This window comes from Nonomuraea sp. NPDC050227 (assembly GCF_044459705.1).
In the GTDB taxonomy this organism is placed as follows: Bacteria; Actinomycetota; Actinomycetes; order Streptosporangiales; family Streptosporangiaceae; genus Nonomuraea.
The window spans coordinates 334,296-341,795 of the sequence record NZ_JBITJF010000014.1; the positions used below are offsets into that span (position 1 = coordinate 334,296).

The window sequence follows — 7,500 nt, forward strand, 5'->3', positions numbered from 1 at the left end:
CGTCGGCCGTAACGTGGGGCTAAACCTTTTGCCCTGGTTTGAAATGGACCTGTGATCTCGGGATCGCGAGGCGTGACAATGCGCCGCCGACGTACCGGGTGAACGGGCGCGGGCCCTCGACGACCACCTCGCGCTCGGCGATGTCGGGGATCTCGCGGCTGAGCCCGGAGGCGCTGATGCGCTCCTTGGCCCTCGGGTCGTGCTCGGCGCCGGTGACGAGGATGAGACCGTACCTGGTCTCCAGGTCGCGCAGCTCGCTGGTGGCGCGCTCGGCCCGGTAGACGGCCACGGTGTCCGTCCTGGTGCTCGCGCCGGCCAGCCGGGTGCGCAGGGTGTCCGGGTCCATGCCGGACGCGATCAGCACCCTGCCCCTGGTCTGCGGGACGACCGTGTGGCTGCGGACCGCCATGACCGCCGCCATCGCGTACAGCAGCAGCGAACCGACGCGGCTGAGTTCCGTCACGTACGCGGTGGAGCTCAGCTCGTGGGCCACCAGCAGCGCGCCGGCCAGGTAGCCGCCGAGCCGCAGCCGCTGCCGGGCCTGCTCGGTGCGGAGCAGGTCGGCGGCCTTGACGGTGGCGAAGCCGAGCGCGACGAGCAACGCCGCGGCGGCGTAGGCGGTGGGCCGCCAGGGGTAGCCGAACCCCGGCTGGATCGCGCCGAACTCGGCGACCGCGACCCCGCACCAGAAGAGGATGGGACCGTGACTCGCATTCACCTCACTAGCCATGTCTACGACGATGCTGAAGGAACATGAGAGCTTTCTGAGTAAGGTCTGAAACATGGCTAACGTGCGTGTTGAGCGGACAGAAGACGGCGGTTTCCGGGCCACGAACGCCCGCGGCGCCGAGGTGAAGATCGGCGGCGGCGACGACGAGGGCGTGTTCACCCCGGTCGAGCTGCTGCTCGCGGCGGTGGGCGGCTGCAACATCGTGACCGTCGAGCCGCTCACGGCCAAGCGCGGGCACCGGCTGGTGCGCCTGGCCATGACGGTGGAGTCGGAGAAGGTCGAGCCGAACAAGCTCGGGCCGGTGACGGTGACCTACGACGTGGAGCTGCCCTCGGAGGCGGCCGACGAGGTCTTCAGGGCGGTGGCCGGGCGGGTGCACGACAAGTACTGCACGGTGAGCAGATCGTTGCAGGACGGTACGGAGGTTCGATTGGAGCTTCCCTAGTCGGATTAAACGCTTATTCGACCCCGTTATGACGCGACCGTTGCATTCGTCTCGGTAGCGTTGTAGCAGGTCGAGAGGCCACAACAGACCTTCACCGATGCGGACGCGGAGGGGGACCGCGGTCCGCGAGTGCGGGACCGCCGACGTTTTTGGGGGAAGACGTCGGCCTGGACCGCCACCGATCGGGGCCGGGCAGATTTGGGGGAACTGCCCGGCCCCGATCCATGCCCGCAGCCGGCACAGGCGCTGCCTCATCTGCCATCGGCCATGCGTATTGTCCTGTGGTGTGAAGAAAGTTCTCATCGACTGCGACCCCGGCATCGACGACGCCCTCGCCCTGGCCCTCGCCGCCGGCTCCCCCGACCTCGACGTCGTGGGCGTCACCACCGTGGGCGGCAACGTCGACCTGGAGCTGACCACCGCGAACGCGCTGGCGCTCCGGGAGTTCCTCGACCTCGGCGACGTGTCGGTCACGCCCGGCAGCGCGGGCGCCCTGCTGCACCGCACGGTCCGCGCCGGGCACGTCCACGGCGACACCGGGCTCGGCGACGTCGTCCTGCCCGCCCCCGTGCGTCCCCTGTCGGAGGGGCACGCGGTGGACTTCATCGTGGACGCCCTGCGTGCCGCGCCGGGCGAGATCACGCTGGTCGCGGTGGGCCCGCTGACCAACATCGCCCTCGCCGTACGCCGCGAGCCCCGCGTCGTGGAGTGGGCCCGGGAGCTGGTGATCATGGGCGGCTCGTACACCCGGGGGAACCACAACCCGGCGGCCGAGTTCAACATGCTGGCCGACCCCGAGGCCGCGGCGATCGTCTTCGAGGCCGGCTGGCAGGTCCGCCAGCTCGGCCTCGACGTGACCCTGTCCGCCCTGGTCACCGCGGACGTGCTCGACCGCATGCGGCCGCTCGGCCGGCTGTCGGAGCTGCTGGTGCCCGCCGCGCAGTTCTACGGCGTGGTGACGGCCGAGGGCGGCCCGGCCATCCACGACGCCTGCGCGGTCGCGTACGTGCTGGACCCGTCGCTGTTCACCTGCGTGCCGGCCGTGGTGAACGTGGAGACCGCCGGGACGTACACGCGGGGGATGACCGTCACCGACTTCGACCTGCGCGGACGGCCGGCGAACGCGCTGGTGGCGACGTCCGTGGACGTGAAGGGGTTCTGGGACCTGGTGCTGGGGGCGTACGGGCGGCTGGGGGAGCGGCTCGGCTGATGTGCGGGCACCGTCCGGCGGCTGATACAGTTAACCCTGTTGCGCCGCTAGCTCAGTTGGTTAGAGCAGCTGACTCTTAATCAGCGGGTCCGGGGTTCGAGTCCCTGGCGGCGCACCACACCGAAACCGCCTGGTTCACCAGGCGGTTTCGCTGCTTTCCTGGCCCCTTCGCTCTCCGCGGCTTGCGACAATCGGTCGGTGGACGAGACGTTTCCCGAATGGCTGGCGGGGCTGGGGCGCGAGCGGCTGACCGAGCTGCTGGCGGCGCGGCCCGACGTGTTGCGGCCCGTGCCGCCGCGGCGGCCGGCCGAGCTGGCCGAGCGGCTCGACGCGCCGGAGTCCGTGCACCTGGCGCTGTCCCGGACACCGCTGCCCTGTCTGCTGCTGGTGGAGGCGATCCTGGTGTCGGCCCGCAGCGGCCGGCCGCTGCCTGACCTGGTGGCCGCCGGCGCCGACCTGCCCGGGCTGATCGACCGGCTCGAACGCGTCGCGCTCGTACGGCGGGGCGAGGGCGGCGCGCTGCACCTGGCCGCCGGGTTGCCCGCGGTGCTGCCGACGCCCCTGGGGCTGGGCCCCGACCTGTCCGGGCTGCTCGCGCACGTCACCGTGGCCGAGCTGACCGACGTGCACCGGCGGCTGGGCGGCACGGGCACGCCGCGCAGAGCGGCGCTGATCGAGGCGATCACCACGGCCCTGCGCGATCCCGGCAGGCTGGCCCGGCTGGTCGCCCGCGCCCCGGCGGGCACCCGCGAGCTGCTCGACGATTTCCTCGAACGCGGACCCGCGCGGGTGCTCGACGAGTTCCCGCCCCGCGGCCAGCACCAGCCGCGGCGGCCGGCGACCCCGGCGCGGTGGGCTCGCGACCACGGTCTCGTCTGGAGCGTCGACTGGGAGCGCACCTACGTCATGCCCATGGAGGTCGCGCTCGCGCTGCGCGGGCCTGACCACCGCATCGACCTGCCGGTCGAGCAGCCGGCGGTCCGTACCCGGCCGGTCGCCGCCGACCTGGTCGCGCACGAGGCGTCCGTGGCCGCCCTCCGCCTCCTGGACCGGGCCGCGGCCCTGCTGCAGGACGCGGCGGCGCAGCCGTTGCCCGAGCTGAAGGGCGGCGGCGTCGGCGTCAAGGAGGTGCGCCGCCTGGCCGGCCGGCTGGGCTGCGCCGAGGACGAGGTCCGTCTGCTGCTCGACCTCGTGCACGCCGCCGGGCTGCTGGCCGCCAACCCGCTCACGCAGGTGCGCACCCGGCGCGCGACCGAGACCCGGCCTGCCGGGGTCTCGCCGACCAGGGCTTACGACGCGTGGTTGCGCCTGTCGCCGGCCGACCGCTACGCCGCGCTGGCCGAGGCGTGGTGGCGGCTGCCGATCAGCCCGACCCGCCGGTACGACGGCAAACCCCGCACCCCGCTCGCCCCGGCCGGGACCGGGACACCGTCCAGCGTCATCCGGGAGGTGGTGTTCGGGCTGCTCCCGGGCGCGACGGCGCCGGGAGAGGCGGCGGCCGTGCCGGACGCGGAGGAGGTGGCGGCGGCCGCGAGCTGGCATCTTCCGTTGTTGCAGCGGGCGAGCTGCCGTGAGGTCGTGCTCGCGGTGCTGGCCGAGTCGAGGCTGCTGGGCCTGCTCGGCGCGGACGCCCTCAGCCCGCCCGGCCTGGCCCTTCGGACGCCGTCCGGGCCGCGGGTGGGGGAGGCCGCCGCCGGGCTGCTGGCCGGCGCCCGGCGGCAGGCGTTGTTCGGGACCGACCTGACCGCCGTGGTCACCGGCCCGCCCGCCGCCGCCCTGACGGAGGTCCTCGACCGGGCCGCCGACCGCGAGCCCGGCGGTTCGTGGCGGTTCGGCGCGTCCTCGGTGCGCCGCGCCCTGGACGCCGGTCACACCGCCGCCGAACTCGTCTCGGCCCTGGAGGAGGTGGCCGCCGGCCCGCTGCCGCAGCCCCTGACGTACCTGATCCACGACGTCGCCCGGCGGCACGGGGAGATCGAGGTGGTCCCGGTGGGCTGCTGCGTGGTGGGCGACGACGAGGCCCTGCTGGCCGAGCTGGCCGCGCATCGCAGGCTGGCCAAGCTGCGTCCGCGCCTGCTGGCCCCCACCGTCCTGGCCAGCGCGCTCGACCCGGCGCAGACCCTGGCCCTGCTCAGGGAGGCCGGGTACGCGCCGGTCGCCCGCGAGGCCGACGGCACGCTCACCGTGACCGGCCGCGCGCCCCGGCGCGCCCCGGCCCGTCCGACCGGCCGCGAGCAGGGGGTCCTCAGCCCGGAACGCGCCGCCGCCTGGCTGGTCACCACCGCCGGCGAGCCGCCGCCGGGCCGCCACGGCCTGCGCGACCTCTTCGCCCGGTACGCCACCGCCCTGTCGCCCAAGGCCCGCGAACGGGTGGCGATGGAGCTGGAGTACCACGGCACGGCCCGGATCGTCCACGACGGCGAGGAGCTCACCGTCAGCGGCCCGGAGGTGCGCGGCGCGGATCTGGACGTGTGGTGCCACGAGCCCGCCGAGTTCCGGCTGCTGGACCTGGCGAAGATCACCAAAGTGCTGACCTGATCAGGCGTCCAGCTCGTCGCGGGCCGCCATCAGCGCGAACCCGAGCAGGTTCAGCCCGCGCCAGGTCGCCGCGGACGCGGCGCGCTCGTCGTCGGCGGCCAGGCCGATGCCCCAGACCCGGTCCAGCGGGCTGGCCTCGACCAGCACGTGGGCGCGGGTGCCGACCAGGAACTCCCGCAGGTCGGCGTGCGCCCCGAACTTGGCGAGCGAGGCGCGGGTGACGATGTCGAGCCGGTGGGCGTCCCACACGGCCTCGTCGAAGCCGCGCACGGTGCGGCCGAGCTTCTTGGCCTCGCCCGGGGTCGCGGCCAGGAGGATGCGGCCGGCGCTGTCGTGGTCGCCGAACAGCCACGCCTTGTGGGCCATCATGTAGTGCTCGGCCGAGGCGAAGGTGTGGCCGCCCTCGGTGAAGGTGACCGGCCACCACTGCGACAGGCAGCCGCGGCCGGGGCCGCCGTCGCGGGCCGGGCGGTGGCCCCAGAAGTAGAGGTAGCGCGGCCGGCGGCCGTTCCGCTCCGCCTCGACGGCCTCGTCAACGGTACGGGGAAGCTGGTCGGACACCGCTCAACCGTCCCACAGGGGACGGACGCCGGCCAAGCCGATTGAGCCGGCGGATGATTATGATCATGATGGCGGGAAATGATCTAGTTTTCTCCGCCATGCCCCCTGACCCCCGAAGGGATGTCCATGTCCAAGCTCACCCGTGCCGCCGCCACCTCCGTCGCGGCCGTCGCCCTGGCCGCGACGTGCACCGCGATGACGGCGCCCGCCGCCTCCGCCACCACCTCGGCCGCCTCGGCCGCCGCCTCCACCTGGATCAAGTACGGCGATTACAGCAGTGAGGCCGCGTGCATCGCCAAGGGCAAGGAGCTCAAGGCGAAGGGCACCTACCTGTCGTACTTCTGCCAGTACACCGGCTTCTTCACGCTGATGGTGCTGACCCGGTAACCGCCTGACCGGCCGCGGCCCGGAGGCTCGTCCTCCGGGCCGTCCGCCGTCACGGCCGGACGCTGGTCAGAGCCGGCGGATCATGGCCTGCTTGGCCGCCGCGAACTCCTCCTCGGTCAGCACCCCGGACCGGTGCAGCTCGCCCAGCTCGGCCAGGCGGCGCAGCACCGCGTCGTGGGCGTCGCCGACCGAGGCCGCCGGCTCCAGCTCCTCGGGCTGCTCGCGCGGCAGCCGGGCCAGCACCGCCGCCCCGACCAGCGCGGTCGCGCCGCCGAAGCGCTGGATGCCCCAGGACACGCAGTGGGGGTCCTTCTGCGGGGACGCGCCGGGCCCGTCGCCCTTGAGCCGGAAGCGGAGGGTGCCGTAGCCGAGGCCGGACTGCGGTTTCCACTCCACGCCCACCAGCTCGGCCAGCGGGAACTCCTGCGACCCCGCCCGCTCCTTCTCCGTGCTGGCGAAACCCGTCCATTCCAGGCGGACGCGCTCGCCGTCGAAGATCGCGGTGCCGTCGCCCGCCGTGGCCGAGACGGGGATGGCGGGGCCGGGGAGCAGATAGTGCTCGCAGGGGCCGCTGGGCGTCTGGTTGATCTCCAGGGTGTCGCGGACCTCGTCGGCGAAGTACTGGGCCGCGCCGGCGCGCTCCTTGGGCACCGCCAGCCGGTACGGGTCGGCGGGCGCGGCCAGCGATCCGGCGACGAGGTCGGACAGGGGGTCGGCGCCGTAGCGCAGGCGCAGGCGGAGCTGGCCGCCCTTGCGGCCGGGCTCGAACGCGCACGTCGCGATGGCCTCCAGCGGCACGGCGACCTCGCCGAGCACCTTGCGGAGCTCGTGGACGTTCTTGTCGCCGCCAGGGACGACGCGCAGCATCTCTCCGTTGAACGTCCACGAGCCGTCTGGAACGGCGATCTCGGTCATATTCTCAGCCTAGGACGTCGAGAGGAGCCCGATGAAGATCTTCACGAGCTGGATGTCGTGGGGCCAGGCCGCCGGCCCCCTGGCCGAGGCGCTCCCGTCGCAGACCGTCACGGGGTTGCGCGACGCGGTGCGCTTCGCCCGGACGCAGCACGGCGTGCAGCAGCGTCCCACCGGGCGGCCGTACGTGGAGCATCTGCTGGAGGCGCTGGAGGTGGCGGTGGCCGGAGCGCAGGTGAGCGACCCCGACGTGCTGACCGCGATCGTGCTGCACGACGTGCTGGAGGACACCGCGTGCACCGAGCGGGAGCTGGCCCGGCGGTTCGGCGCGGAGGTGACCGGGCTCGTCCGCTGGGTGACCAGGCCCGCCGGGCGCGCGAAGGCCGACCACCTGGCCGCGCTGGCCAAGGCCCCGGCGCAGGCGGTGCTGGTGAAGCTGGCCGACCGGGTGAGCAACGTGCAGGAGTTGCAGCGCCTCCACTGGCGGTTCCAGAAGCGCTACTACCACGAGACCGTCGCCCACATCGTGCCGCTGGCCGCGCCCCACCCGTGGTTCGCCGAGTGGTACGAGGAGTGGCGGCGGCCCTGGGCCAGGCGCGTGGCCCGCTACCCGGACTAGCCCCAATGCCGGGAAGTTAAGACGGCTGGCGGTCGAGTCAAGGTGTTCGGCCGAACCTGGGACATGAGAACGGAGATCCAGTAGAACGGGTGATCTTC

General features: G+C 73.4%; 8 protein-coding genes and 1 tRNA gene. 6 read left to right on the forward strand and 3 right to left on the reverse strand.

The annotated features are described in order from the left end of the window. Positions 1–19: 19 nt before the first annotated feature. Positions 20–730 (reverse strand): hypothetical protein, encoded by a 711-nt coding sequence (locus ACIBK9_RS42970; protein ID WP_397164695.1) that lies wholly within the window; start codon positions 728–730, stop codon positions 20–22. Between the two features lie 52 nt (positions 731–782). On the opposite strand from ACIBK9_RS42970, the gene ACIBK9_RS42975 reads away from it, so the two are divergent. From ACIBK9_RS42975 to ACIBK9_RS42990, 4 genes are all read left to right on the forward strand, one after another. Continuing rightward, positions 783–1,175 (forward strand): OsmC family protein, encoded by a 393-nt coding sequence (locus tag ACIBK9_RS42975; RefSeq protein ID WP_358288389.1) that lies wholly within the window; start codon positions 783–785, stop codon positions 1,173–1,175. 286 nt (positions 1,176–1,461) lie between these two features. Further along, complete coding sequence (locus ACIBK9_RS42980) at positions 1,462–2,385, forward strand: nucleoside hydrolase (RefSeq protein WP_397164697.1); 924 nt, start codon at positions 1,462–1,464, stop codon at positions 2,383–2,385. A 41-nt stretch (positions 2,386–2,426) separates the two neighbouring features. Continuing rightward, positions 2,427–2,503: transfer RNA gene (locus ACIBK9_RS42985), tRNA-Lys, on the forward strand. Positions 2,504–2,583: 80 nt separating this feature from the next. Then, positions 2,584–4,923, forward strand: coding sequence for a helicase-associated domain-containing protein (locus tag ACIBK9_RS42990; RefSeq protein WP_397164699.1), 2,340 nt, complete (start codon positions 2,584–2,586; stop codon positions 4,921–4,923). On the opposite strand, the gene ACIBK9_RS42995 is transcribed toward ACIBK9_RS42990, so the two are convergent. Then, positions 4,924–5,484, reverse strand: a complete 561-nt coding sequence (locus ACIBK9_RS42995) for an NADAR family protein (protein WP_397164701.1) — start codon at positions 5,482–5,484, stop codon at positions 4,924–4,926. A 126-nt stretch (positions 5,485–5,610) separates the two neighbouring features. On the opposite strand from ACIBK9_RS42995, the gene ACIBK9_RS43000 reads away from it, so the two are divergent. Beyond that, entirely contained in the window at positions 5,611–5,871 is a 261-nt protein-coding gene (locus ACIBK9_RS43000; protein WP_397164703.1) for a hypothetical protein, read from the forward strand. A 66-nt stretch (positions 5,872–5,937) separates the two neighbouring features. On the opposite strand, the gene ACIBK9_RS43005 is transcribed toward ACIBK9_RS43000, so the two are convergent. Continuing rightward, positions 5,938–6,786: a DUF4429 domain-containing protein gene (locus ACIBK9_RS43005; RefSeq protein WP_397164705.1), complete on the reverse strand. Its 849-nt coding sequence runs from the start codon at positions 6,784–6,786 to the stop codon at positions 5,938–5,940. A gap of 31 nt (positions 6,787–6,817) precedes the next feature. On the opposite strand from ACIBK9_RS43005, the gene ACIBK9_RS43010 reads away from it, so the two are divergent. Next, on the forward strand, positions 6,818–7,402 hold the full coding sequence (locus ACIBK9_RS43010) for an HD domain-containing protein (RefSeq protein WP_397164707.1): 585 nt from the start codon (positions 6,818–6,820) through the stop codon (positions 7,400–7,402). Positions 7,403–7,500 lie beyond the last annotated feature (98 nt).

Excerpts from the sequence above, each read along its gene's own strand:
- ACIBK9_RS42970 (WP_397164695.1), bottom strand. The coding sequence starts at position 730 with ATGGCTAGTGAGGTGAATGCGAGTCACGGTCCCATCCTCTTCTGGTGC.
- ACIBK9_RS42975 (WP_358288389.1), top strand. The coding sequence starts at position 783 with ATGGCTAACGTGCGTGTTGAGCGGACAGAAGACGGCGGTTTCCGGGCC.
- ACIBK9_RS43000 (WP_397164703.1), top strand. The coding sequence starts at position 5,611 with ATGTCCAAGCTCACCCGTGCCGCCGCCACCTCCGTCGCGGCCGTCGCC.
- ACIBK9_RS43005 (WP_397164705.1), bottom strand. The coding sequence starts at position 6,786 with ATGACCGAGATCGCCGTTCCAGACGGCTCGTGGACGTTCAACGGAGAG.
- ACIBK9_RS43010 (WP_397164707.1), top strand. The coding sequence starts at position 6,818 with ATGAAGATCTTCACGAGCTGGATGTCGTGGGGCCAGGCCGCCGGCCCC.